Below are 23,414 nucleotides of genomic sequence, written 5' to 3' on the forward strand. Positions count from 1 at the left end.
CATTGCAGGTCCCGCCCGGCAGCGGGCACTAGGCAAGCGCCCCATCAGCCGCTACATTGGCCGACTTGCGCCTGCCTTTCAGGCCTGTCTGTCACCCTTATTGAACACACGGAACCTGCAAAACCCCATCATGGACCCTTCCCCTGGCATCACCCTCGCTACACTCTTCGCCGACTTCGGCATGATTCTTTTTGCACTGATCCTGGTACTGCTCAACGGTTTCTTCGTTGCGGCGGAATTCGCTATGGTCAAACTGCGCGCCACCCGGGTCGAAGCCATCGCCCACAAGAACGGCTGGCGCGGGCAGATCCTGCGCACCGTGCACAGCCAGCTCGACGCTTACCTGTCAGCCTGCCAGCTGGGTATCACCCTCGCCTCCCTGGGCCTGGGTTGGGTCGGTGAGCCGGCTTTTGCGCACATCCTCGAGCCGATGCTGGGCGCCGTAGGCGTCGAGTCGCCGGAAGTGATCAAGGGCGTGTCGTTTTTTGCCGCCTTCTTCGTGATTTCCTACCTGCACATCGTGGTCGGTGAGTTGGCGCCTAAATCCTGGGCCATCCGCAAACCCGAGCTGCTGTCGCTGTGGACCGCGGTGCCGCTGTACCTGTTCTACTGGGCGATGTACCCGGCGATCTACCTGCTCAACGCCAGTGCCAACGCCATCTTGCGTATCGCCGGCCAAGGCGAACCTGGCCCGCACCATGAGCACCATTACAGCCGCGAAGAACTCAAGCTGATCCTGCACTCCAGCCGTGGCCAGGACCCGAGCGACCAAGGCATGCGTGTACTCGCCTCCGCCGTGGAAATGGGCGAGCTGGAAGTGGTGGACTGGGCCAACTCCCGCGAAGACCTGGTCACCCTGGACTTCAACGCCCCGCTCAAAGAAATCCTGGCGCTGTTCCGCCGCCACAAATTCAGCCGTTACCCGGTGTATGACGCCGTGCGTAACGAGTTTGTGGGCCTGCTGCACATCAAGGATTTGCTGCTGGAACTGGCGGCGCTGGACCACATCCCCGAGTCGTTCAACCTGGCCGAACTGACCCGCCCGCTGGAACGCGTATCGCGGCATATGCCGTTGTCGCAGCTGCTGGAGCAGTTCCGCAAAGGCGGCGCGCACTTTGCCCTGGTGGAGGAAGCTGACGGCAAGATCATCGGCTACCTGACCATGGAAGACGTGCTGGAAGTGTTGGTCGGCGATATCCAGGACGAACACCGCAAGGCTGAGCGCGGCATCCTCGCCTACCAGCCGGGCAAACTGCTGGTGCGTGGCGACACGCCGCTGTTCAAAGTGGAACGCCTGCTGGGCGTCGACCTGGACCACATCGAAGCCGAAACCCTGGCCGGGCTGATCTACGACACCCTGAAGCGGGTGCCTGAAGAGGAAGAAGTGCTTGAAGTTGAAGGCTTACGGATCATCATCAAGAAGATGAAAGGCCCGAAGATCGTGTTGGCCAAAGTGCTGTTGCTGGATTGACCCTCAATTGCCCAACGCAAAGTTGGGCAATGTGCCAACCGGCTGGTTGAACTCGTAAGGGATCGATACCAGCCCGGCCTCGGTACGCGCAGATGACTGAACCGCAGGCTTGCAAGGGATCATGACAACTCTAAGTAAGCGTCAGGCGGGCTAATACCGAGCCTTTGCGCCGCATCCTCCTGAGAGAACTCCCAGCGACGGATGGTGTTGCACAGTTCCACCCGTAATTTTGAGCGCAGGCGCATATTGGCGGCTTGCTCAGGAGTATCCCAGACGCAGCTGAAACGTTCGGTGTAGATTTTTGAGTCTGTCATGGGCTTAACCTATGTCCTGCAATCTGGCACGAGCCCGTTCGATATCCCGCCCTTCGGTTTTCTGTGTGGTCTTGCGCAGCGCGTGCAGCACATAGACCGCTTGCGGCCGATTGACCACATAGAACACTCGAAACGCTCCTGAGTCCTCAGTGATCCGAATATCACTGACGCCCCTCCCAATGGTTTTCATCGGCTTGCAATCAAAAGGCTGTTCGCCCTGCTGCAAAAGGTCCAACTGAAAAGTGGCGCTTTGTTTCAAGGCATAGCAAAGACTCGTTAACATTGATGCGTTATCGAGAGGCTCTATCGAAACAGATATAATTCATCGGCTTGCAATCAAAAGGCTGTTCGCCCTGCTGCAAAAGGTCCAACTGAAAAGTGGCGCTTTGTTTCAAGGCATAGCAAAGACTCGTTAACATTGATGCGTTATCGAGAGGCTCTATCGAAACAGATATAAATCAATCCAGCTAACGGGAATCAGACGGTCGGTCGATTCCCGCAATTGAGGTGATCACGCACCCGGCACAAAGTGCTTCTGCGCCGTGCCACGGGCGATCAGGCGGGAGATGTAATCGAGCTTCTGTGCGTCCTGGTCGATGAACCGGAAGGTCAGTTGCAGCCAGTCGCTGTCGGGCTTGGGCTCGTAGGCGACAATGGCGTGCAGGTAGCCGTTGAGGCGTGCGACTTCGGCGTTGTCGCCTTGCTCAAGGTCCAATACTGCACTTTCCAGTACCTGAGGCAGGACTTCACCGCGACGCACCACCAGCAGCGCTTCCTTGATGCTCAGCGCCTTGATCACGCATTGCTGGGTGCCGCTGGGCAGGCGCAACTGGCCCTGGCCACGACCGCCAGCCGGCGGGGCGGTTGGAGCCGCTTGCACGGACGGGCTGTTGAGCAGGCCTTTGCTTGGCGCCGCCGCTACCGGTGCCGGCTTGACCGCTTCAGGCTTGCCGCCGGTCAGGGCGCTGAGGGAGTCATTGCCGAAGGCCGAGTTCATCTTGGTCGGCGCACTGGCGATCAGCGCGTCGAGGCGGCCGATCTTGTGCAGCGCCTGTTTGACCTTGTTCAGCAACTGTTCGTTGGTGAACGGCTTGCTGACGTAGCCGGAAACCCCGGCCTGAATCGCCTGGACCACGTTTTCCTTGTCGCCACGGCTGGTCACCATCACGAACGGCATGGCTTTGAGATGAGGCTGCTCACGGCACCAGGTCAGCAGTTCAAGGCCGGACATCTCGGGCATTTCCCAGTCGCACAGCACCAGATCGAAGGTCTCGCGCATCAGGATGGTTTGCGCCTTTTTGCCGTTCACCGCGTCTTCAATCTTGATCCCCGGGAAGTAGTTGCGCAGGCACTTCTTCACCAGGTCGCGGATAAACGAGGCGTCATCCACCACCAACACACTGACTTTACTCATCGACCCTTCATCCTATAAAAACTTCGGCACGCAGAACGCCTGACAGGTGGCATTTTGCCAAAACTCGCTGGTCACAGAGGGACTTTATCGCGCCCACTGCGCAAAAAATTCAGATGCCACAAACAAAAACGCCCGACCAAAGGCCGGGCGTTAATTTCTCGGGCAACTTACTTATCGTCAGATTTGCCCGGAACATTAGGAATTTGATCAGCCGTGCCTTCAACTTCGGCCTTCATGCGCTTGAGGCCCATGTGCCGTACGTCGGTGCCGCGCACCAGGTAGATCACCAGTTCCGAGATATTGCGCGCGTGGTCGCCGATACGCTCCAGTGAACGCAGTACCCAGATAATGTTCAAGACCCGCGAGATAGAGCGCGGGTCTTCCATCATGTAGGTGGCCAGCTCGCGTAGTGCGGTCTTGTATTCGCGGTCGATGGTCTTGTCGTACTGAGCCACCGACAACGCCAGTTCGGCGTCGAACCGGGCAAACGCGTCGAGTGCATCGCGCACCATGTTGCGCACCTGGTCGCCGATGTGGCGCACTTCCACGTAACCACGCGGCGCTTCGCCTTCTTCGCACAGTTGGATGGCGCGGCGCGCGATTTTGGTGGCTTCGTCACCGATGCGCTCCAGGTCGATCACCGACTTGGAGATGCTGATGATCAAACGCAGGTCGGACGCCGCCGGCTGACGACGCGCCAGAATGCGCAGGCATTCTTCGTCGATGTTGCGTTCCATCTGGTTGATCTGGTCGTCGATCTCACGCACTTGCTGGGCCAGGCCCGAGTCGGCCTCGATCAGCGCAGTGACGGCGTCGTTGACTTGCTTCTCCACCAGCCCGCCCATCGCCAGGAGGTGGCTGCGCACTTCCTCAAGCTCGGCGTTGAACTGCGCGGAGATGTGATGGGTTAAGCCTTCCTTCGAAATCATGGTTTTGCTCCACAAAAGCTGTATGCCGCAAGCTACAAGCTGCAAGTTGATATGTGTCGTTGCATTGAACTGCTTTTACTTGCCGCTTGAAGCGTGCGGCTCGCAGCTGCTCCAACTAGCCATAACGACCGGTGATGTAGTCTTCGGTCTGCTTCTTCGCCGGATTGGTGAACAGGGTATCGGTGTCGCCGAACTCCACCAGTTTGCCCATGTACATGAACGCGGTGTAGTCGGAAACCCGCGCCGCCTGTTGCATGTTGTGGGTCACGATGACAATGGTGAACTTGGACTTGAGCTCGTAGATCAGCTCTTCGACTTTCAGCGTCGAGATCGGGTCGAGTGCCGAGCACGGTTCGTCGAGCAGCAGCACTTCCGGCTCCACGGCGATGGTACGGGCGATCACCAGACGCTGCTGCTGGCCGCCGGACAGGCCGAGTGCCGATTCATGCAGGCGGTCTTTGACCTCGTCCCACAGTGCGGCGCCTTTCAAGGCCCACTCAACCGCTTCGTCGAGGATGCGTTTTTTGTTGATGCCCTGGATGCGCAGGCCGTACACCACGTTTTCGTAGATGGTCTTGGGGAACGGGTTGGGCTTCTGGAACACCATGCCCACGCGACGACGCAGCTCGGCAACGTCTTCGCCTTTGCGATAGATGTTGGTGCCGTAGAGGTTGATCGCGCCTTCTACGCGGCAACCGTCGACCAGGTCGTTCATGCGGTTGAAGGTACGCAGCAGCGTCGACTTACCGCAGCCGGACGGACCAATGAAGGCGGTCACGCGCTGTTTCGGGATGTTCATGCTGACGTCGAACAGCGCCTGCTTTTCACCGTAGTACAGGCTCAGGCCTGGCACTTCGATGGCCACGGTTTCCTGGGCCAGGCTCAGGCTCTGCTTGTCGCGACCCAGGGCCGACATGTTGATGCCGTGGGTGTGGGTTTCGTGTTGCATGGTCTCACTCCGTTCGTAGCTGCCAGCTTCTAGCTGCAAGCTGCAAGATTTGAGCAAAAGCGGCTTGTAGCTTGCCGCTTGTGGCTAATAGCTTTAGCTGTCCAGCGCTTTGTATTTTTCGCGCAGGTGGTTACGGATCCACACCGCCGACAAGTTGAGCGTGGCAATCACCAGCACCAACAGCAAGGCTGTGGCGTACACCAGCGGTCGTGCGGCTTCGACGTTGGGGCTCTGGAAGCCGACGTCATAAATATGGAAGCCCAAGTGCATGATCTTCTGGTCCAGGTGCAGGTACGGGTAGTTGCCATCCAACGGCAGCGACGGCGCCAGTTTCACTACACCTACCAGCATCAGCGGCGCCACTTCACCGGCGGCGCGGGCCACGGCGAGGATCATGCCGGTCATCATCGCCGGGCTGGCCATCGGCAGCACGATCTTCCACAGCGTTTCCGCCTTGGTCGCGCCGAGCGCCAGCGAGCCTTCACGCACGGTGCGAGGAATTCGCGCCAACCCTTCTTCGGTCGCCACAATCACCACCGGCACCGCCAGCAGCGCCAGGGTCAGCGAGGCCCACAGCAGGCCCGGCGTACCGAAGGTCGGTGCCGGCAGGGCTTCGGCGAAGAACAGGCGGTCAACCGAGCCACCCAGTACATACACGAAGAAGCCCAAGCCGAACACGCCGTAAACAATGGCCGGTACGCCCGCCAGGTTGTTCACCGCGATGCGGATAATCCGGGTCAGGGTGTTCTGCTTGGCGTACTCACGCAGGTACACGGCCGCCAGCACGCCGAACGGGGTCACGATCATCGCCATGATCAGGGTCATCATCACGGTGCCGAAAATCGCCGGGAAGATCCCGCCTTCGGTGTTGGCTTCACGTGGGTCGTCGCTGAGGAATTCCCAGACCTTGCTGAAGTAGAAGCCGATCTTGGTCATCGTGCCCATGGCGTTCGGCTGGTAGGCGTGCACCACTTTGCCGATGCCAATTTCGACTTCTTTGCCATTGCCATCGCGAGCCGTCAGGGCGTCACGGTTGAACTGGGCGTGCAAGTCGGCCAGGCGCGCTTCGATGTCCTGGTAACGGGCGTTCAATTCGGCGCGGCCGCTGTCCATATCCGCTTGAGCGGTGGCATCGAGCTTGCCTTCCAGCTCCAGCTTGCGGCCGTGCAGGCGGATGCGTTCCAGCCCGGCGTTGATCGCGCCGATGTCGGTTTTTTCCAAGCTCTTGAGCTCAGCAGCCAACTTGTTCACACGGTCGACACGGGCTTGCAGCTCTGGCCACGCGGCCTCGCCTTCGGCGATGACCTTGCCGTCCTGCTTGACGTTGACCAGGGTGCCGTAGAAGTTGCCCCACTCACGTCGCTCGATCGCCATCAGGTTCGCAGGCTTGGTCTGGTCCTTGAGCCATTCGCCAACAATCCAGGTGAAGTCATTGCCGTTCAGGTCGCGGTTACCGACCTTGATCAGCTCGCGGGTCATGAATTCCGGGCCTTGGTCGGGCACCGGCAGGCCAGCGCTTTTCAGGCGCTCGCGCGGTACTTCTTCCTTCTGCACCACTTCGCCGATGACGATATGGTTTTCCTGGCCCGGCACGTTGTAGTTGGCCTGGATCAGGTCAGCCGGCCAGAAGTGGCCCAAGCCACGCACCGCAATCACGGCCAGCAAACCAATGGTCATGATGACCGCGATGGACACCGCGCCACCGCTGATCCAGACGCCTGGGGCGCCGCTCTTGAACCATCCATTCAGGGAGTTCTGTTTCACAGACTTCTACCTTTCTTAAAGCGACGAGTATTTCTTGCGCAGACGCTGACGAATCAGCTCGGCGAGGGTGTTCATGATGAAGGTGAACAACAGCAGCACCAGCGCCGAGAGGAACAGCACGCGGTAATGGCTACCACCGACTTCCGACTCGGGCATTTCCACCGCGACGTTGGCCGCCAATGTGCGCAGGCCCTCGAACAGGTTCATCTCCATCACCGGGGTGTTACCGGTGGCCATCAGCACGATCATGGTTTCACCCACTGCGCGGCCCATGCCGATCATCAACGCCGAGAAAATCCCCGGGCTGGCGGTCAGGATGACAACGCGGGTCATGGTCTGCCATGGCGTGGCGCCCAGGGCCAACGAGCCCAGAGTCAGGCCGCGCGGCACGCTGAACACGGCGTCTTCGGCGATGGAGTAGATGTTCGGGATCACCGCAAAGCCCATGGCCAGGCCGACTACCAGGGCGTTGCGCTGGTCGTAGGTGATGCCCAGGTCGTGGGAGATCCACATGCGCATGTCGCCGCCGAAGAACCAGGTTTCCAGGTATGGGCTCATGTACAGCGAGAGCCAGCCCACAAACAGGATCACCGGGATCAGGATTGCGCTTTCCCAGCCATCGGGAACGCGCAGGCGGATCGACTCAGGTAAGCGGCTGAAGACAAAACCGGCCACCAGGATGCCAATCGGCAACAGCATCAGCAGGCTGAAAATCCCCGGCAGATGCCCTTCGACATACGGCGCCAGGAACAGGCCGGCGAAGAAGCCGAGGATCACCGTCGGCATCGCTTCCATCAGTTCGATCACCGGCTTGACCTTGCGGCGCAGGCTCGGGGCCATGAAGTACGCGGTGTAGATCGCGGCGGCAACGGCCAGGGGTGCGGCCAGCAGCATGGCGTAGAACGCGGCCTTCAATGTACCGAAGGTCAGCGGTGCCAGGCTCATCTTGGGTTCGAAGTCGGTGTTGGCGGCGGTCGATTGCCAGACGTACTTAGGCTCGTCGTAGTTTTCGTACCAGACCTTGCTCCACAACGCGCTCCAGGACACTTCCGGGTGCGGGTTGTCCAGCAGCAGCGGTTGCAGCTTGCCGCCGGCTTCGACGATCACGCGGTTGGCGCGTGGCGACAGGCCGAACACACCTTGGCCGTCGACCACCGGGTCCACCAACAGCGTGCGGTGGGCGGTGCTGTGGAACACGCCGAACTTGCCGGACGCGTCGAGGGCGGTGAAGCCTTTACGACGTTCTTCTGCGGTGATTTCCACGATCGGCGTGGTGCCCATCTGGAAGGTGCGGATCTGTTTCAGGTGCTGCTCGCCATCCGGGTCGCGGGCCATGAACCATTGGGCCAGGCCGCCCTTGGAGTTACCGACGATCAGCGAGATACCGCCCACCAGTTGAGTGCTGGCGGTGATTTCGGCATTGCCGTCTTCGAGCAGTTTGTAGCGACCGTTGAGGCTCTTGTCGCGCAGGCTGAATACATCGGCGAGGGCGCGACCGTTGATCACATACAGCCACTGCTGGCGTGGGTCGATGAAGATCGCCTTCACCGGCTCAGTCATTTGCGGCAGCTCGATGCGCTTCTGCTCGCTGGTGACTTCGCCAGTCATCATGTTTTCTTCGCGGCTCAGGGCCAGCACGTTCAGGTGCGAACCGGCGGAGCCTGCCACCACCAGCGAGGAGTCAGTGGCGTTGAGGGCGACGTGTTCCAGCGGGCGGCCGGCATCATCCAGCACGATCGGCGCTTCGCCGTAAGGGTATTCAATTGCCGGCGTAATGGTTTTTTTGCCGTCCGGGTAAGACACCTTATAGGTGTGGCGGAACACCAGGGACTGGCCGTTGGAGAGACCGAGGATCACCAGCGGGCTGCCCGGTTGGTCTTCACCGATGGACGCAACACTGGCGCCTGCCGGCAGCGGCAAGTCGACACGCTTGAGTTCGGCGCCGGTCTCCACATTAAAGAACAGCGCCTGGCCCTTGTCGGAAACCCGCATGGCGACCTGGTTCTGTTCTTCGAGGGAGATCATCAACGGCTTGCCGGCGTCCTGAATCCAGGCAGGCGTCAGCGCGTCTTCCTTGGTCAGCGAGGCACCTTGGAACAAGGGCGCGACGACGTAGGCAAGGAAGAAGAAAATCAGGGTGATGGCACCGAGGACGGCGAGGCCGCCGATCAACACGTACCAACGGGTCAGGCGATCTTTGAGCGCGCGAATGCGGCGCTTGCGTTGCAACTCAGGCGTATTGAAGTCAATGCGCTTGGGGGGAGAAGTCGTCGTCATGGTGGAATTGGCCAGATCATTCATGCGCACACCCTAGCGATCCTGTATGACAGAAAGATGACAATGCAGTGACGCAAGAAATCCGCCGCGTAGCAGAGCTGGCAGCGGACTAAAAAATTAGGGGTGTAGACGGGTAGTCTGGGGGTGGGTATGCCCGCGATGGCGTCAATACGGTTTCAACTCTAAACCGCGTCGCCAGCATCGCGGGCAAGCCCGCTCCCACCGAAAAGCATGCGTCTACACCTGGTATTACAGGCTTAGTTGCCTTCTTTCAGACCCAGGTCAGCCAGGGCCTTGGCGGCCACTTTGGCCGGCAGTGGGATGTAGCCGTCTTTGACTACAACTTCCTGGCCCTGTTTGGACAGAACCAGCTTCACGAACTCAGCTTCCAGCGGGGCCAGAGGCTTGTTCGGGGCTTTGTTGACGTACACGTAGAGGAAGCGCGACAGCGGGTATTTGCCGTTCAGGGCGTTTTCTTCGGTGTCTTCGATGAAGTCAGTGCTGCCTTTCTTGGCCAGGGCTACTGTCTTCACGCTAGCGGTTTTGTAGCCAATGCCCGAGTAACCGATGCCGTTCAGCGAGGAGCTGATCGACTGCACAACCGAAGCCGAGCCTGGTTGTTCGTTCACGTTTGGCTTGTAGTCGCCTTTGCACAGGGCTTCTTCTTTGAAGTAGCCGTAGGTGCCGGATACCGAGTTACGACCGAACAGCTGAACTGGCTTGTTGGCCAGGTCGCCGGTCACACCCAGGTCGCCCCAGGTTTTCACGTCGGCTTTAGCACCGCACAGGCGAGTCGAGGAGAAGATCGCGTCGACTTGTTCCATGGTCAGGTGCTGGATCGGGTTGTCCTTGTGCACGAACACGGCCAGGGCATCCACAGCTACCGGGATAGCGGTTGGCTTGTAGCCGTACTTCTGCTCGAAGGCAGCCAGTTCGGTGTCCTTCATCTTGCGGCTCATCGGGCCCAGGTTAGAGGTGCCTTCAGTCAGCGCAGGTGGAGCAGTGGCGGAGCCGGCAGCCTGAATCTGGATGTTGACGTTCGGGTATTCCTTTTTATAGGACTCAGCCCACAGGGTCATCAGGTTAGCCAGAGTGTCGGAACCAACGCTGGACAGGTTGCCCGAGACACCGGTGGTCTTGGTGTAAGCCGGCATTGCCGGGTCAACACCAGCGGCTACCGCGTTAGCGGTCGCAACGCCAGCAGCGACAAAAGTCATTGCCGCCATCAAACGTTTCAGTTTCATGCCTTGCTCCTAGCAGATAGGGATAGTTGGATCGGGGCCAAGTATCGGTAGGCCGTGTGAACACTCTATGTCCGGAATGTGACAATTAGATGAAAGGCCAGTATTCGTGAAAAACCTGGCAGGAAGGATAAAGATCAATAGAGCTGGGGCTTGCGAGGAGGTTGGAGCGTTTGAAGCGGTGTTTCAGAAATACGCTGTAATCTATGACCATTCCTACACCTCTGTGTAGGAATGGTCTTCAAGCTGCGGGTTAGCGTCCGCGCTTCCACAGGTACCCACCCACCAACATCCCCATCACGCACAGCACGGCGACATAGTAAGCAGGGCCCATCGGGCTTTCCTTCATCAGCAGCGACACTGCCAGCGGCGTCAAACCACCAAACACGGCGTAGGCGACGTTGTAGGAAAACGACAACCCGCTGAAACGCACCACCGGCGGGAAGGCTTTCACCATCACGTAAGGCACCACGCCGATCACACCAACAAACAGGCCGGTCAGGGTGTACAGCGGGAAGAGCCAGTTCGGGTGGTCAAGAAGGCTGTGGTACAGCGTCCATGACGTCGCCAATAACAACAGGCAACCGCTGACCAGCACACGGCCCGCGCCAAAGCGGTCGGCCAGGGCGCCGGAGGCGATGCAGCCCAGGCTCAGGGTGACGATGGCCATGCTGTTGGCTTGCAACGCAACGGTGGGGCTGAAGTGGTAGACGGTTTGCAGCACGGTTGGCGTCATCAGGATGACCACGACAACACCGGCCGACAGCAACCAGGTCAGCAGCATCGACAGCACGATGGCGCCACGGTGATCGCGCAATACCGCACGTAACGGCAGTTCGGCAGCCAGGGTCTTGCGTTGCTGCATCTCGGCGAAAATCGGCGTTTCATGCAGCCAGCGGCGCAGGTACACAGAGAGCAGGCCGAACACACCACCCAGCAGGAACGGGATACGCCAGGCGTAATCCGACACCTGCTCCGGGCTGTAAAGCGTGTTGATGGCGGTGGCCACCAGCGAGCCCAGCAGGATGCCCGCGGTCAGGCCGCTGGTCAGGGTGCCGCAGGCGTAGCCGATGTGGCGCGGCGGCACGTGTTCGGAGACGAACACCCAGGCGCCCGGTACTTCACCGCCAATCGCCGCGCCCTGAATGACGCGCATCAACAGCAGCAGGATCGGCGCCCACAGGCCGATCTGCGCGTAGGTCGGCAGCAGGCCCATGATCAGGGTCGGCACGGCCATCATGAAGATGCTCAGGGTGAACATTTTCTTGCGGCCCAGCAGGTCGCCGAAGTGCGCCATGATGATGCCGCCCAGCGGGCGTGCCAGGTAGCCGGCTGCGAAGATGCCGAAGGTCTGCATCATGCGCAGCCATTCAGGCATGTCGGCGGGGAAGAACAGTTTTCCGACCACGGTGGCGAAAAACACGAAGATGATGAAGTCGTAAAACTCCAGCGCCCCGCCCAAAGCAGACAGCGACAGAGTTTTGTAGTCGTTGCGGGTCAGCGGGCGCGACGGTTGCGCGCTGCTTGCGGGCACGGAGGACATGGCAAGGCTTCTCTTATAGTAATCAGAACGGCAAGCCCGGGACTTGCGGCAGGTTTGGCAAGATAGCAAATCGCTTGAAAAAGCACAGCGCCTACCGAATAACAGTTCAGAAGGGCGAAATATTCCCCATTCCTGCGCTTTCACCGCAATCAGAAACACAGTTGCGCGAAAAAGCCGCATAACAGCCGCGATTTGCCGACCAAATGAGTATCGGGAGGTCGTCGCGGCGCCGGCGTCTCGATATACTCGGCCCCTGCAAGCGCAAGACCCGCAGTCTTGAGAGGCTGCTGTGCCAAAACGTCGTTGGTGCCATCCAGCCGATTTGGCAGAGTTTCCCTTTAGTACGCCTTACGAGAAACGCATCGAGCGGTGTATGTTGGTGCTGAAACGTTTTTCCAGAAGACGGCTATCCACTTGAACTACCCATGACGCGTCACGGGTCAGAGGCACCCTCGCATGATCGAACTCGAACAAGAAGATCCAATTCCGCAAGGCGATCTCGCCCTGCAAATCACCGCGCTGCCGCGTGAAACCAACGGTTTTGGCGATATCTTCGGCGGTTGGCTGGTCTCACAGATGGACCTGGCCGGCACGGCCATGGCCAGTAAGGTTGCCGGTGGGCGTGTTGCCACCGTGGCGATAGATCGCATGGCGTTCCTGGTGCCGGTAGCCGTCGGCGCGCAACTGTCCTTCTATACCCAGGCCTTGGAAATCGGCCGCAGCTCGATCCAGATGATGGTCGAAGTGTGGAGCGACGACCCGTTGTCCAGCGAATGGCGCAAGGTCACCGAGGCGGTTTTCGTGTTCGTCGCCATCGACGGCAGCGGCCGTACGCGCTCGGTGCCATCGCGCGCGCGTTAAACATCGCCGGGTTTTGACGGTCAATTGCCCCATTGCCTGCCATTTGAGAGCACTGCTATGCCTACGCCCCACGTTGAAACCGTGAAAATCGACGCGCTGGACTGCTGGCGCATCCGCCACAACGGCGCCGAAGTGATGGTGGCCCAACAAGGCGCGCACATCTTCAGTTACCAGCGCCAGGGCGAGCAGCCGCTGATCTGGCCTAACCCTGAGGCCGTGTTCAAACAGGGCAAAGGCATTCGTACCGGCGTGCCGGTGTGCTGGCCGTGGTTTGGCGTGTTCGACCGCAACCCGCAGAGCGTCAAGGCGATGCGCCAGAGCGATCAGCCTGCCGGTGCCCACGGTTTTGTGCGCACGGCACTGTGGGAACTGGCCGGGACCGCGTTTGAAGGCGATGCATTGCGCGTCGACCTGGTACTGCCGGTGCCTGCGGGCGGCTTCCCTGCCTGGCCGCATCAGGTCGACCTGAAGCTGAGCCTGCTGCTGGACGAGCAACTGCATATCCGCCTGACCAGCCACAACCGTGGCACCGACACCGTGACCCTCAGCCAGGCGCTGCACACCTATTTCGCCGTGAGCGATGTGCGCAACGTGCAGGTCGAAGGCCTCGACGGGCGGGCGTATATCGACACCGCCGATGGCTGGAGCCACAAACAGCAATCCGGCCTGCTGCACTTCAGTGCCGAGACCGACCGTATTTACCTGGATACCCCGGCGCAGTTGAGCATTGTCGATAAAGACTGGCAGCGCCGCATCCAGCTGACCAGCCAGGGTTCGAACTCGACGGTGGTCTGGAACCCCTGGACCGAACGTGCCAAGGCCTTTGACGACATGGCCGATGATGGCTGGCAGGGCATGCTGTGCATCGAGACGGCGAATGTGCTGGATGACGTGGTGAGCTTGGCGCCGGGTGAAAGCCATACGCTTGGCGTGAGCATCGCCGGTATCGCCCTGTAAACCCAATCAAAAATGTGAGAGCTGGCTTGTGTGGCAGCCGGGCGCGCGAGCTATCGCAGGCAAGCCAGCGCCCACACAAGCCTGCCCCCACATAGAGGGGTGTTGTGGGCTTAGAGATCCGATTCCTTCACCACCCGCACCTTCCCCGCATCCAACGCATACGCCGCATCGGCGAGGTCGTTATTGACCTTCTCCACCTTCAAGGTGCCGGTGACCCACAGCGGCGTGTAGATATCATCCAGCTTCAGCCCCTTGGGATAACGCACCAGCACCAACTGGTTAGGCGGCGGTGGCGGCACGTGGATGCAGGCACCCGGGTACGGCACGAGGAAGAACAGCGTGCTGCGGCCCTTGGCATCGGTTTCCAGCGGCACCGGGTAGCCGCCGATACGGATGTTCTTGCCGTTCATGGCGGCCACGGTTTTGGTCGAATACATCACCGCCGGCAAGCCCTTGCTTTGTTTCAAGCCACCGGTGTCGGTGAACGTGCCTTGGGCTTCGGGCGAGTTGTGGTCGATCTCGGGCATGGCTTCGAGAGCTTTCTGGTCCGACAGCGGCATCAGGTCGAGCCAGTCGGTTTCCGGCAGTTCGCCAGCGTGCGCCAGGCCAGAGCCCAGCAAGAGGAGAGTCAACAGAAGACGGCGCATGGAAAGGCTCGACAAATACAGGTGGCGAGCATTCTAGCCCTCTGCGCCTGCGCAGCGCAGAGGGCTTTGTGGCTAAATTATTTTTTTCGCAGCAGACCGTAGATCACCAGCAGCACGATGGCGCCGATCAGCGCGCCGATGAAGCCTGCGCCCTGGCCCGCCTGGTAGATGCCCAGAGCCTGGCCACCGTAAGTGGCGACCAAGGAACCTGCGATACCCAGCAGGATGGTCATGATCCAGCCCATGCTGTCGTCGCCAGGCTTAAGGAAACGCGCGAGCAGACCGACGATCAAGCCGATGAAGATGGTTCCGATGATACCCATGGCATTTCCCTCTGATTGAATGTGAGCCATGCCAAAGCCTAGTCAGGCTTTGGCATCCTGCAATCAGAGAGACGACGGTGACCAATGGTTCCCGACGACCCTTGGCTTATTGCTCGGCGATCAGCGCTTCGACCTTGAGGATTTGCGCTTGCAGCGTCGCGCGGTCCTTGCAGCGCAGGTTGGCATGACCGACCTTGCGCCCGGCTTTGAAAGCCTTGCCGTAGTGGTGCAGGTGGCAGTCATCGATCGCAATCACACGCTCAACCGGCGGCACAACACCGATGAAGTTGAGCATGGCGCTCTCGCCGACCTTGGCCGTGGAGCCCAACGGCAACCCCGCCACCGCCCGCAGGTGGTTTTCGAACTGGCTGCACTCGGCGCCTTCGGTGGTCCAGTGCCCGGAGTTGTGCACGCGCGGGGCGATTTCGTTGGCCTTGAGGCCACCGTCGACTTCAAAGAACTCGAACGCCATCACACCGACGTAATCCAGCTGCTTGAGCACACGGCTGGAATAGTCTTCGGCCAGGGCTTGCAGTGGGTGGTCGGTGCTGGCCACGGACAGCTTGAGGATGCCGCTATCGTGGGTGTTGTGCACCAACGGGTAGAAGCGGGTTTCGCCATCACGGGCACGCACGGCGATCAGCGAGACTTCACCGGTGAACGGCACGAAGCCTTCCAGCAGGCAGGCGACGCTGCCCAATTCGGCAAAGGTACCGACCACATCGGCGGCGGTGCGCAGGACTTTTTGGCCCTTGCCGTCGTAACCCAAGGTGCGGGTTTTCAGCACAGCCGGCAGGCCGATGCTGGCAACAGCAGCGTCCAGGTCAGCCTGGGACTGGATGTCGGCGAAGGCCGGGGTCGGAATGCCCAGGTCCTTGAACATGCTCTTTTCGAACCAGCGGTCGCGAGCGATGCGCAAGGCTTCAGCGCTCGGGTACACCGGTACGAACTGCGACAGGAAGGCCACGGTTTCGGCCGGGACGCTTTCGAATTCGAAAGTCACCAAGTCGACTTCATCGGCCAGTTGGCGCAGATGGTCCGGGTCGCTGTAGTCAGCACGCAGGTGTTCACCGAGGGCCGCCGCGCAAGCGTCCGGCGCCGGGTCCAGGAAAGCGAAGTTCATCCCCAACGGGGTTCCCGCCAAAGCCAGCATGCGACCCAGTTGGCCGCCACCGATTACACCGATTTTCATCAATCAATAACCTCAGGCGATGCGTGGGTCTGGATTGTCCAGGACGCTGTCTGTCTGCTCAGCACGGAATTTTTTCAGCACCGCGTGGAACTGCGGGTGCTTGGCGCCCAGGATGCTGGCGGACAGCAAAGCCGCGTTGATCGCGCCGGCCTTGCCGATCGCCAAGGTGGCCACTGGAATACCGGCGGGCATCTGCACGATGGACAACAGCGAATCCACACCCGAGAGCATCGACGACTGCACCGGCACACCGAGCACCGGCAGGTGGGTCTTGGCCGCACACATGCCTGGCAGGTGCGCTGCACCGCCGGCACCGGCGATGATCACCTCGATGCCACGGGATTCTGCTTCATCGGCATACTGGAACAGCAAATCCGGGGTGCGGTGGGCAGAGACCACTTTCACTTCATACGGAATGCCGAGTTTTTCCAGCATATCGGCGGTGTGGCTAAGGGTGGACCAATCGGACTTGGAGCCCATGATCACGCCAACCAATGCACTCATCGTCGTGCCTCTTCTCTCTGGGCGCCCGCAGGCGCGTCAAAAAACAACAAGCCACGCGGGAAATCCGGCGTGGCTTGTTGTACGAAATTTGGCCGGTTGGACCGGCCGAAGGCCGCGCAGTATACCGTAATAATTCAGATAAACAGCCCCTGGAATGACCATCTGTCTAGCCGTGCAAACCGGCGGTTTTATTGACTTTCAGGTCAGCGAAAACACCGCCGATAAACCATGGGAACGGGATCAATGTGGGAGCTGGCTTGCCTGCGATAGCATCACCTCAATATGCCTGATGTACCGAGGTGCGCGCATCGCAGGCAAGCCAGCGCCCACACTAACCGCGCTCAACGGGAGGACTCTGCGCCGCCCCACCTTCCAACTTGCGCCACAACAACCGCACGTTCGCCTTACGCACCAACGCGCAGCGATACAGGCGAATCTCCAGCGGCACGTGCCATTGCGGGCCACCGCACACCACCAACTCGCCTCGGGCCAACTCTGCCCGCACACTCAGTTGCGGCACCCAGGCGATGCCCAACCCTTCTAGCGCCATGCTCTTGAGGCTGTCGGCCATGGCGGTCTCATAGATAGTGGTAAACCGCAGGGCGCGCTGACGCAGCAACAGGTTCACCGAGCGCCCGAGAAATGCACCGGCACTGTAGGCCAGCAGCGGCACACTGCCCTCGCCTTCCAGGTCGAACAATGGCTTGCCCTCGGCATCCGCGGCGCACACCGGGAGCATCTCGGTATTGCCCAAGTGCAGCGACGGGAAGATCTCCGGGTCCATCTGCAAGGCCGCGTCGGGGTCGTAGAACGCCAGCATCAAATCGCAGCCGCCTTCGCGCAGGGCGTGCACGGCGTCGCCGACGTTGGTGGCGACCAGCCGTGTGGCGATGTTGAGGCCCTCGTTGCGCAGTTGCGCGATCCAGCGCGGGAAGAAGCCCAGCGCCAGGGAGTGGGCCGCCGCCACTTGCATGACCTCGCCCTGACCGCCTTCCAAGTGATGCAAATGGCGCAGGACTTCACCGAGCTGTTCGACCACCGTGCGCGCGGTGACCAGGAACAGTTGCCCCGCCGCCGTCAGTTCGACTGGCGTGCGCGAGCGGTTGACCAAGGTCAGGCCCAGTGCGGCCTCCAGGCTGCGGATACGTCGGCTGAACGCCGGCTGAGTGACAAAGCGCCGCTCCGCCGCCTGGGAAAAGCTGCGGGTAGCCGCCAAGGCGCTGAAGTCTTCCAGCCATTTGCTCTCAAGGTTCATCACTTCCTCCCACGGGTACGCACCATTTTGGCACACACGCCCGTCATGATAGCTGGGTCACACCTACATTATGCCGTTTGTGCATAGGCCAGTGTTTAACAGCATTGGCCCAAAAACTCCCACAAGCCTAGCATTCGCAGCGTTCCGGCCAGTTCCGGGTCCATATCGAGATGATTTCCGTCATGTCCTCCGCTGCATCATTCCGCACAGAAAAAGACCTGCTTGGCGTACTTGAAGTACCTGCTCAAGCGTATTACGGCATCCAAACCCTGCGAGCGGTGAATAACTTCCGCCTCTCGGGCGTTCCGATTTCGCATTACCCGAAATTGGTGGTCGGCCTGGCAATGGTCAAGCAGGCAGCCGCTGACGCCAACCGCGAGTTGGGCCAGCTCAGCGAAGCCAAGCACGCTGCCATCAGCGAAGCCTGTGCCCGCCTGATCCGCGGCGATTTCCACGAAGAGTTCGTGGTGGACATGATTCAAGGCGGCGCTGGCACTTCAACCAACATGAATGCCAACGAAGTCATCGCCAACATCGCGTTGGAGGCCATGGGCCACAACAAGGGCGAGTACCAGTACCTGCACCCTAACAACGACGTGAACATGGCGCAGTCGACCAACGACGCCTACCCGACTGCGATCCGTTTGGGTCTGCTGCTGGGCCATGACGCGCTGCTGGCCAGCCTCGACAGCCTGATCCAGGCGTTCGCCGCCAAAGGCGTCGAGTTCAGCCACGTGCTGAAAATGGGCCGCACCCAATTGCAAGACGCCGTGCCGATGACCCTCGGCCAGGAATTCCGTGCCTTCGCCACCACCCTTGGTGAAGACTTGGCCCGCCTGAAAACCCTGGCTCCGGAGCTGTTGACCGAAGTTAACCTGGGCGGCACCGCCATCGGCACCGGCATCAACGCCGACCCGCGTTACCAGGCCCTGGCCGTACAGCGCCTGGCCCTGATCAGCGGCCAGCCGCTGGTACCGGCTGCCGACTTGATCGAAGCCACCTCCGACATGGGCGCCTTCGTGCTGTTCTCCGGCATGCTCAAGCGTACTGCGGTGAAGCTGTCGAAGATCTGCAACGACCTGCGCCTGTTGTCCAGCGGCCCACGCACCGGCATCAACGAGATCAACCTGCCGGCACGCCAGCCAGGCAGCTCGATCATGCCCGGCAAGGTCAACCCGGTGATCCCGGAAGCGGTCAACCAAGTCGCGTTCCAAGTTATCGGTAACGACCTGGCCCTGACCATGGCAGCCGAAGGCGGCCAATTGCAGCTGAACGTGATGGAGCCGCTGATCGCTTTCAAGATCTTCGACTCGATCCGCCTGCTGCAACGCGCCATGGACATGCTGCGCGAACACTGCATCGTCGGCATCACCGCCAACGAAGCGCGCTGCCGCGAACTGGTGGAGCACTCCATCGGTCTGGTGACTGCGCTGAACCCGTACATCGGCTATGAAAACGCCACCCGCATCGCCCGCATCGCCCTTGAAAGCGGCCGCGGCGTGCTGGAACTGGTGCGCGAAGAAGGCTTGCTCGACGACGCCATGCTCGACGACATCCTGCGCCCCGAAAACATGATTGCCCCACGTTTGGTCCCGCTGAAGGCCTAACGTTTGTTGCACTGCTCACCAGGATGAGGGACTAGACACCTCTCACCTTTTGAGGGCCTGAAGGCTCGTTCTTCAGGCCCTTTTTTTTGCCTCCAGGTTGTGAAATGACGCGCATAAAAACTCCAATATCGCCCTGCAAACCCTCCTTGCCTGCAACAGCTTGGCTGAAACCTTTAATCGCCCCGTGCAGACGGATCACGCTCGCCTAGGAGGCTCGTTCTTCAGGCCCTTTTTTTTGCCTCCAGGTTGTGAAATGACGCGCATAAAAACTCCAATATCGCCCTGCAAACCCTCCTTGCCTGCAACAGCTTGGCTGAAACCTTTAATCGCCCCGTGCAGACGGATCACGCTCGCCTAGGTATAGTGCCGCCCCTCTTCGCGTCTGCGGCCGTCGGTAACGAGGCCCGGATACAGCGCGAAACCGCATGAATAACAACACCCGCAAAAGGATTGGGTCGAAGCGTCGTGCACTGCCTGGTGCTGAGCGATGCGTCGAACCGTCCTGCGTTTGCCATTAGAAAAATCAGCGAGGAACACTCCATGCTCGAAGTCATCAACGACTTCCTCTCAGGGAAAGTACTGATCGTGCTCATTGTCGGGCTCGGCGGTTACTTCACGATCCGCTCGCGTTTCGTACAGTTGCGTCACTTTTTCCACATGTTCTCGGTGTTTAAAGACAGCCTGAAGAGCAGCGCCGGCCAACTCAGTTCGTTCCAGGCGCTGATGCTCAGCCTGGCCGGCCGCGTGGGTGCCGGTAATATCGCCGGTGTCGGCATTGCCGTGACCCTGGGTGGCCCGGGTGCCGTGTTCTGGATGTGGGTCACCGCACTGGTGGGCATGTCTTCGAGCTTTATCGAATGCTCCCTCGGCCAGCTGTACAAGCGCACTGACGCTGAAGGCACTTACCGTGGCGGCCCGGCCTATTACATTCAGCACGGCCTGCACAAACGCTGGTTGGGCATGGTCATGGCGTTCCTGTTGCTGGTGACCTTCGGTTTCGCCTTCAACGGCCTGCAAGCCCACGCCGTGACGCACTCGCTGAACAACGCCTTCGGCCTCGACACCACCTACACCGGCCTCGCGCTGGCCGTATTGCTGGGCCTGGTGTTCATCGGTGGGATCAAGCGCATCGCCTCGATTGCCGACCTGCTGGTGCCGGTCAAGACCCTGGTCTACATCGCCGTGACCCTGTACGTGATCGTGCTGCAATTCGACCACGTGCCGGCCATGCTCGCGACCATCGTCAAGAGCGCGTTCGGCCTCGACCAAGCCTTCGGTGGCCTGGTAGGCAGCGCGATCATCATGGGCGTGAAGCGCGGCGTGTTCGCCAACGAAGCCGGTTTGGGCAGTGCGCCTAACGTGGCCGCAGTGGCTTCGGTAGAACACCCGATCGCCCAAGGCGTGGTGCAAGCGTTCAGCGTGTTCCTCGACACCTTCGTGATCTGCACCTGCACCGCGCTGCTTATCCTGCTCTCCGGTTTCTACACCCCAGGCTTTGAAGGCGACGGCATTGCCCTGACCCAGAACTCCCTGGCGGCCGTGGTCGGCGACTGGGGCCGGATGTTCATCTCGGTGGCCCTGGCGTTGTTCGTATTCACCTCGATCATGTACAACTACTACTTGGGCGAGAGCAACCTGCGCTTCCTGGTCGGCAACAACCGCAAGGTGTTGATGGGCTACCGCGCACTGGTGCTGGTGCTGATTTTCTGGGGTTCCATCGAGAACCTTGGCACCGTGTTCGCCTTCGCCGACATCACCATGACCATGCTCGCGTTCGTCAACCTGTTCGCCCTGGCGTTCCTGTTCAAGATCGCCATGCGCATCCTGAATGACTACGACAACCAGCGCGCAGCGGGCATCAAGACCCCGGTGTTCGACTCCAGCCAGTTCCCTGACCTGGACCTGGACCGCAAGGCCTGGCCTGCGAACCCGGCGAAGCCTGAGCCTGGCGCTCAAGCATCGGCTGAACTCAACGCTCAAGCGCAACGCTAAGCGTCGTAAGCCTAGATAGATGACACGCCGCCCGGCCTTGGGCATGCTCAGGGCCCGGCGGCGTTTTTCGTTCAGGAGATTGTTCAATGCAACCAGCTAACAATGTGATGGTGCTCTACACCGGCGGTACCATCGGCATGCAGGCCAGCGCCAACGGCCTGGCGCCTGCGTCGGGTTTTGAAGCGCGCATGCGCGAACAGCTTGCCAACCTGCCAGTGCCCACCTGGCGCTTTCGCGAAATGTCGCCACTGATTGACAGCGCCAACATGACCCCGGCCTATTGGCAGCGCCTGCGCGTCGCCGTGATCGAGGCCGTGGACGAGGGCTGCGACGCGGTGCTGATCCTGCACGGCACCGACACCCTGGCCTACAGCGCAGCGGCCATGAGTTTCCAATTGCTGGGCCTGCCGGCACCGGTGGTGTTCACCGGCTCCATGTTGCCCGCCGGCGTGCCCGACAGCGATGCCTGGGAAAACGTCAGCGGCGCCCTGCAAGCCTTGGGCGAAGGCCTGACACCGGGCGTGCACCTGTACTTCCACGGCGCGCTGATGGCGCCGACCCGCTGCGCAAAAATCCGCAGCTTCGGCCGCCATCCATTTGCCGCACTGCAACGCAACGGCGGCGCAGCCAAGGCCGATGCACTTCCAGCAGCTCTGGATTATCGCCAACCCAAGGCCCTGGCCAACGTCGGTGTATTGCCGCTGGTACCAGGCATCGCCGCCGGGCAACTGGATGCGTTGATCGACAGTGGCATCCAGGCGTTGGTCCTCGAATGTTTTGGCAGCGGCACAGGGCCCAGCGACAACCCGGCGTTTCTCGCCGGCCTGCAGCGCGCACGGGATAAAGGGATTGCAGTGGTGGCAATCACCCAATGCCATGAAGGCGGCGTGGAGCTGGATGTGTACGAAGCCGGCAGCCGTTTGCGCGGCGTTGGCGTACTGTCCGGCGGCGGCATGACCCGCGAAGCAGCCTTCGGCAAGCTCCATGCGTTGATCGGCGCAGGCCTTGCCACACACGAAATCCGCCGCTTGGTGGAGCTGGACCTGGGTACGGACTCGCACCCTAGATAAGTACCTCCCATCCCGTCTTGCCCGCGACAGCATGCTACATTCACACCTGACTACCCTCAATGCCGTCTCGCGGGTGTTGGACACCTTCAAGGCCGAAGGCGTGGCCTTCGAAGCGTTGCTGGCCGGCAGCGGCATCTGCAGCGCCGACCTGCAGCGCGCCGACACACGTATCACCACCCACCAAGAGATGCGCGTGTGTGCCAACGCAGTGGCCTTGCGCCGGGACGTTGGCCTGGAACTGGGGCGACGCATGCATGTGTCGTCCTATGGCATGCTCGGTTACGCCCTGCTCACCAGTGCCACCTTCGGTGACGCTTTGCGCCTCGCGCTGCGCTACCCGGCGCTACTGGGAACACTGTTTGAATTGAGCCTGGAGCAAGACGGACAACGCATCTGGTTCACCGCCAGCGATTACCGCGAGGCCCCCGCGCTGGCTGCGTTCAATGTCGAGCTGTGCCTGGTCTCGCTGAAAGTCATTTGTGACGACCTGCTCGGCCAGCCTCTACCGCTGCTGCGCGCGCGTTTTGAATACTCAAGCCCCGACTATCAGGGGCGTTATGCAGAGTACTTCGACTGCCCGCTGGAATTTTCAGCCCACGCCAATGGGTTCGCTTTCGATCGGCGCTGGCTCGACCACCCGCTGCCGTTGGCGGATGCCATCACCCACCGGGCAATCGCCGAACGCTGCCGCAAACAGAACACCGAGTTCACCGGGCGCCAGGCGTGGCTAGAACGGGTTCGCCAATTGCTCAGCGCACAGCTGCACGCCGCGCCAGGTGTTGATGGGCTGGCCGAGCAGATGAACTGCTCACCGCGCACCTTGCGCCGACACCTGCATGATTTGGGTTGCAGCTATCAGGGGCTGCTGGACGACGTGCGCTTTGAACGCGCCAAACAGTTGCTGGGCGCCGATGAACTGCCGATCTATCGAATTTCCGAGCTGTTGGGCTTCAGTGAAACCGCCAGTTTCAGGCATGCCTTTGTGCGCTGGAGCGGCGTGGCGCCGAGCCAATTTGGCCAATTTCGACCATGATGCCCCATTGAGGGGCGAATTTCGGACAGACAATTTGGCCATATTCATCCCCTTTTGGCCGCTCCTGCCAT

The 23,414-nt window shown here is 60.6% G+C and carries 20 protein-coding genes and 2 pseudogenes; 7 read left to right on the plus strand and 15 right to left on the minus strand.

Going from position 1 to position 23,414, the window contains the following annotated elements:
* Positions 1-130: 130 nt before the first annotated feature.
* Positions 131-1,471 carry a hemolysin family protein gene (locus tag GJU48_RS24345; protein ID WP_083356076.1) on the plus strand — a complete coding sequence of 447 codons (1,341 nt, stop codon included), beginning with the start codon at positions 131-133 and terminating at the stop codon, positions 1,469-1,471.
* Positions 1,472-1,474: 3 nt separating this feature from the next.
* Here GJU48_RS24345 and GJU48_RS24350 read toward each other — a convergent pair.
* The 10 genes and pseudogenes from GJU48_RS24350 to GJU48_RS24395 all read right to left on the minus strand — a co-directional run.
* Positions 1,475-1,555: pseudogene (locus GJU48_RS24350) on the minus strand (peptidase); the annotation flags it as partial.
* A 35-nt stretch (positions 1,556-1,590) separates the two neighbouring features.
* Positions 1,591-1,785, minus strand: coding sequence for an XRE family transcriptional regulator (locus tag GJU48_RS24355; protein ID WP_094948986.1), 195 nt, complete (start codon positions 1,783-1,785; stop codon positions 1,591-1,593).
* A 4-nt stretch (positions 1,786-1,789) separates the two neighbouring features.
* Positions 1,790-2,041 (minus strand): annotated as a pseudogene (locus GJU48_RS24360) (type II toxin-antitoxin system RelE/ParE family toxin); the annotation flags it as partial.
* Between the two features lie 255 nt (positions 2,042-2,296).
* Positions 2,297-3,199, minus strand: coding sequence for a response regulator (locus GJU48_RS24365; protein ID WP_094948988.1), 903 nt, complete (start codon positions 3,197-3,199; stop codon positions 2,297-2,299).
* Between the two features lie 167 nt (positions 3,200-3,366).
* Complete coding sequence (phoU, locus tag GJU48_RS24370) at positions 3,367-4,128, minus strand: phosphate signaling complex protein PhoU (RefSeq protein WP_094948989.1); 762 nt, start codon at positions 4,126-4,128, stop codon at positions 3,367-3,369.
* Positions 4,129-4,243: 115 nt separating this feature from the next.
* A complete protein-coding gene (gene pstB, locus GJU48_RS24375) occupies positions 4,244-5,077 on the minus strand; it encodes a phosphate ABC transporter ATP-binding protein PstB (RefSeq protein WP_056860879.1) in 834 nt (277 codons plus the stop codon).
* 93 nt (positions 5,078-5,170) lie between these two features.
* Positions 5,171-6,841 carry a phosphate ABC transporter permease PstA gene (gene pstA / locus GJU48_RS24380; protein ID WP_094948990.1) on the minus strand — a complete coding sequence of 557 codons (1,671 nt, stop codon included), beginning with the start codon at positions 6,839-6,841 and terminating at the stop codon, positions 5,171-5,173.
* A 15-nt stretch (positions 6,842-6,856) separates the two neighbouring features.
* Positions 6,857-8,890 carry an ABC transporter permease subunit gene (locus GJU48_RS24385; RefSeq protein WP_176462889.1) on the minus strand — a complete coding sequence of 678 codons (2,034 nt, stop codon included), beginning with the start codon at positions 8,888-8,890 and terminating at the stop codon, positions 6,857-6,859.
* 485 nt (positions 8,891-9,375) lie between these two features.
* Positions 9,376-10,362, minus strand: a complete 987-nt coding sequence (locus GJU48_RS24390; protein ID WP_094948992.1) for a phosphate ABC transporter substrate-binding protein PstS — start codon at positions 10,360-10,362, stop codon at positions 9,376-9,378.
* A gap of 250 nt (positions 10,363-10,612) precedes the next feature.
* Positions 10,613-11,902 carry an MFS transporter gene (locus tag GJU48_RS24395; RefSeq protein ID WP_094948993.1) on the minus strand — a complete coding sequence of 430 codons (1,290 nt, stop codon included), beginning with the start codon at positions 11,900-11,902 and terminating at the stop codon, positions 10,613-10,615.
* A gap of 456 nt (positions 11,903-12,358) precedes the next feature.
* Between GJU48_RS24395 and GJU48_RS24400 the strand changes: the two genes are divergently transcribed.
* Positions 12,359-12,763, plus strand: a complete 405-nt coding sequence (locus GJU48_RS24400; protein WP_010566936.1) for an acyl-CoA thioesterase — start codon at positions 12,359-12,361, stop codon at positions 12,761-12,763.
* Positions 12,764-12,820: 57 nt separating this feature from the next.
* On the plus strand, positions 12,821-13,720 hold the full coding sequence (locus tag GJU48_RS24405) for a D-hexose-6-phosphate mutarotase (protein ID WP_094948994.1): 900 nt from the start codon (positions 12,821-12,823) through the stop codon (positions 13,718-13,720).
* A 110-nt stretch (positions 13,721-13,830) separates the two neighbouring features.
* On the opposite strand, the gene GJU48_RS24410 is transcribed toward GJU48_RS24405, so the two are convergent.
* From GJU48_RS24410 to GJU48_RS24430, 5 genes are all read right to left on the minus strand, one after another.
* On the minus strand, positions 13,831-14,367 hold the full coding sequence (locus tag GJU48_RS24410; protein WP_094948995.1) for a DUF3299 domain-containing protein: 537 nt from the start codon (positions 14,365-14,367) through the stop codon (positions 13,831-13,833).
* Positions 14,368-14,444: 77 nt separating this feature from the next.
* A complete protein-coding gene (locus GJU48_RS24415) occupies positions 14,445-14,690 on the minus strand; it encodes a GlsB/YeaQ/YmgE family stress response membrane protein (protein ID WP_010168336.1) in 246 nt (81 codons plus the stop codon).
* Between the two features lie 106 nt (positions 14,691-14,796).
* The gene (locus GJU48_RS24420) at positions 14,797-15,882 is read right to left on the minus strand and encodes a 5-(carboxyamino)imidazole ribonucleotide synthase (RefSeq protein WP_083356067.1); all 1,086 of its coding nucleotides are present in this window, start codon (positions 15,880-15,882) and stop codon (positions 14,797-14,799) included.
* 12 nt (positions 15,883-15,894) lie between these two features.
* The gene (gene purE / locus GJU48_RS24425; protein ID WP_003195648.1) at positions 15,895-16,386 is read right to left on the minus strand and encodes a 5-(carboxyamino)imidazole ribonucleotide mutase; all 492 of its coding nucleotides are present in this window, start codon (positions 16,384-16,386) and stop codon (positions 15,895-15,897) included.
* 331 nt (positions 16,387-16,717) lie between these two features.
* Positions 16,718-17,641 carry a LysR substrate-binding domain-containing protein gene (locus GJU48_RS24430; protein WP_094948996.1) on the minus strand — a complete coding sequence of 308 codons (924 nt, stop codon included), beginning with the start codon at positions 17,639-17,641 and terminating at the stop codon, positions 16,718-16,720.
* A 182-nt stretch (positions 17,642-17,823) separates the two neighbouring features.
* Between GJU48_RS24430 and aspA the strand changes: the two genes are divergently transcribed.
* From aspA to GJU48_RS24450, 4 genes are all read left to right on the plus strand, one after another.
* Positions 17,824-19,248 carry an aspartate ammonia-lyase gene (gene aspA, locus GJU48_RS24435; protein WP_053258714.1) on the plus strand — a complete coding sequence of 475 codons (1,425 nt, stop codon included), beginning with the start codon at positions 17,824-17,826 and terminating at the stop codon, positions 19,246-19,248.
* A gap of 540 nt (positions 19,249-19,788) precedes the next feature.
* Positions 19,789-21,240 (plus strand): alanine/glycine:cation symporter family protein, encoded by a 1,452-nt coding sequence (locus tag GJU48_RS24440; protein ID WP_094948997.1) that lies wholly within the window; start codon positions 19,789-19,791, stop codon positions 21,238-21,240.
* 86 nt (positions 21,241-21,326) lie between these two features.
* On the plus strand, positions 21,327-22,310 hold the full coding sequence (locus GJU48_RS24445) for an asparaginase (protein ID WP_094948998.1): 984 nt from the start codon (positions 21,327-21,329) through the stop codon (positions 22,308-22,310).
* Positions 22,311-22,341: 31 nt separating this feature from the next.
* Positions 22,342-23,343: an AraC family transcriptional regulator gene (locus GJU48_RS24450; protein ID WP_155296088.1), complete on the plus strand. Its 1,002-nt coding sequence runs from the start codon at positions 22,342-22,344 to the stop codon at positions 23,341-23,343.
* Positions 23,344-23,414 lie beyond the last annotated feature (71 nt).

The sequence above is a fragment of the Pseudomonas sp. IB20 genome (genome assembly GCF_009707325.1).
Lineage (GTDB): Bacteria > Pseudomonadota > Gammaproteobacteria > Pseudomonadales > Pseudomonadaceae > Aquipseudomonas.

Coding starts and splice junctions, on each gene's coding strand:
- GJU48_RS24345 (WP_083356076.1), top strand. CDS start 131: ATGGACCCTTCCCCTGGCATCACCCTCGCTACACTCTTCGCCGACTTC.
- GJU48_RS24355 (WP_094948986.1), bottom strand. CDS start 1,785: ATGACAGACTCAAAAATCTACACCGAACGTTTCAGCTGCGTCTGGGAT.
- GJU48_RS24365 (WP_094948988.1), bottom strand. CDS start 3,199: ATGAGTAAAGTCAGTGTGTTGGTGGTGGATGACGCCTCGTTTATCCGC.
- phoU (WP_094948989.1), bottom strand. CDS start 4,128: ATGATTTCGAAGGAAGGCTTAACCCATCACATCTCCGCGCAGTTCAAC.
- pstB (WP_056860879.1), bottom strand. CDS start 5,077: ATGCAACACGAAACCCACACCCACGGCATCAACATGTCGGCCCTGGGT.
- GJU48_RS24390 (WP_094948992.1), bottom strand. CDS start 10,362: ATGAAACTGAAACGTTTGATGGCGGCAATGACTTTTGTCGCTGCTGGC.
- GJU48_RS24395 (WP_094948993.1), bottom strand. CDS start 11,902: ATGTCCTCCGTGCCCGCAAGCAGCGCGCAACCGTCGCGCCCGCTGACC.
- GJU48_RS24400 (WP_010566936.1), top strand. CDS start 12,359: ATGATCGAACTCGAACAAGAAGATCCAATTCCGCAAGGCGATCTCGCC.
- GJU48_RS24405 (WP_094948994.1), top strand. CDS start 12,821: ATGCCTACGCCCCACGTTGAAACCGTGAAAATCGACGCGCTGGACTGC.
- GJU48_RS24410 (WP_094948995.1), bottom strand. CDS start 14,367: ATGCGCCGTCTTCTGTTGACTCTCCTCTTGCTGGGCTCTGGCCTGGCG.
- GJU48_RS24415 (WP_010168336.1), bottom strand. CDS start 14,690: ATGGGTATCATCGGAACCATCTTCATCGGCTTGATCGTCGGTCTGCTC.
- GJU48_RS24420 (WP_083356067.1), bottom strand. CDS start 15,882: ATGAAAATCGGTGTAATCGGTGGCGGCCAACTGGGTCGCATGCTGGCT.
- purE (WP_003195648.1), bottom strand. CDS start 16,386: ATGAGTGCATTGGTTGGCGTGATCATGGGCTCCAAGTCCGATTGGTCC.
- GJU48_RS24430 (WP_094948996.1), bottom strand. CDS start 17,641: ATGAACCTTGAGAGCAAATGGCTGGAAGACTTCAGCGCCTTGGCGGCT.
- aspA (WP_053258714.1), top strand. CDS start 17,824: ATGTCCTCCGCTGCATCATTCCGCACAGAAAAAGACCTGCTTGGCGTA.
- GJU48_RS24440 (WP_094948997.1), top strand. CDS start 19,789: ATGCTCGAAGTCATCAACGACTTCCTCTCAGGGAAAGTACTGATCGTG.
- GJU48_RS24445 (WP_094948998.1), top strand. CDS start 21,327: ATGCAACCAGCTAACAATGTGATGGTGCTCTACACCGGCGGTACCATC.
- GJU48_RS24450 (WP_155296088.1), top strand. CDS start 22,342: ATGCTACATTCACACCTGACTACCCTCAATGCCGTCTCGCGGGTGTTG.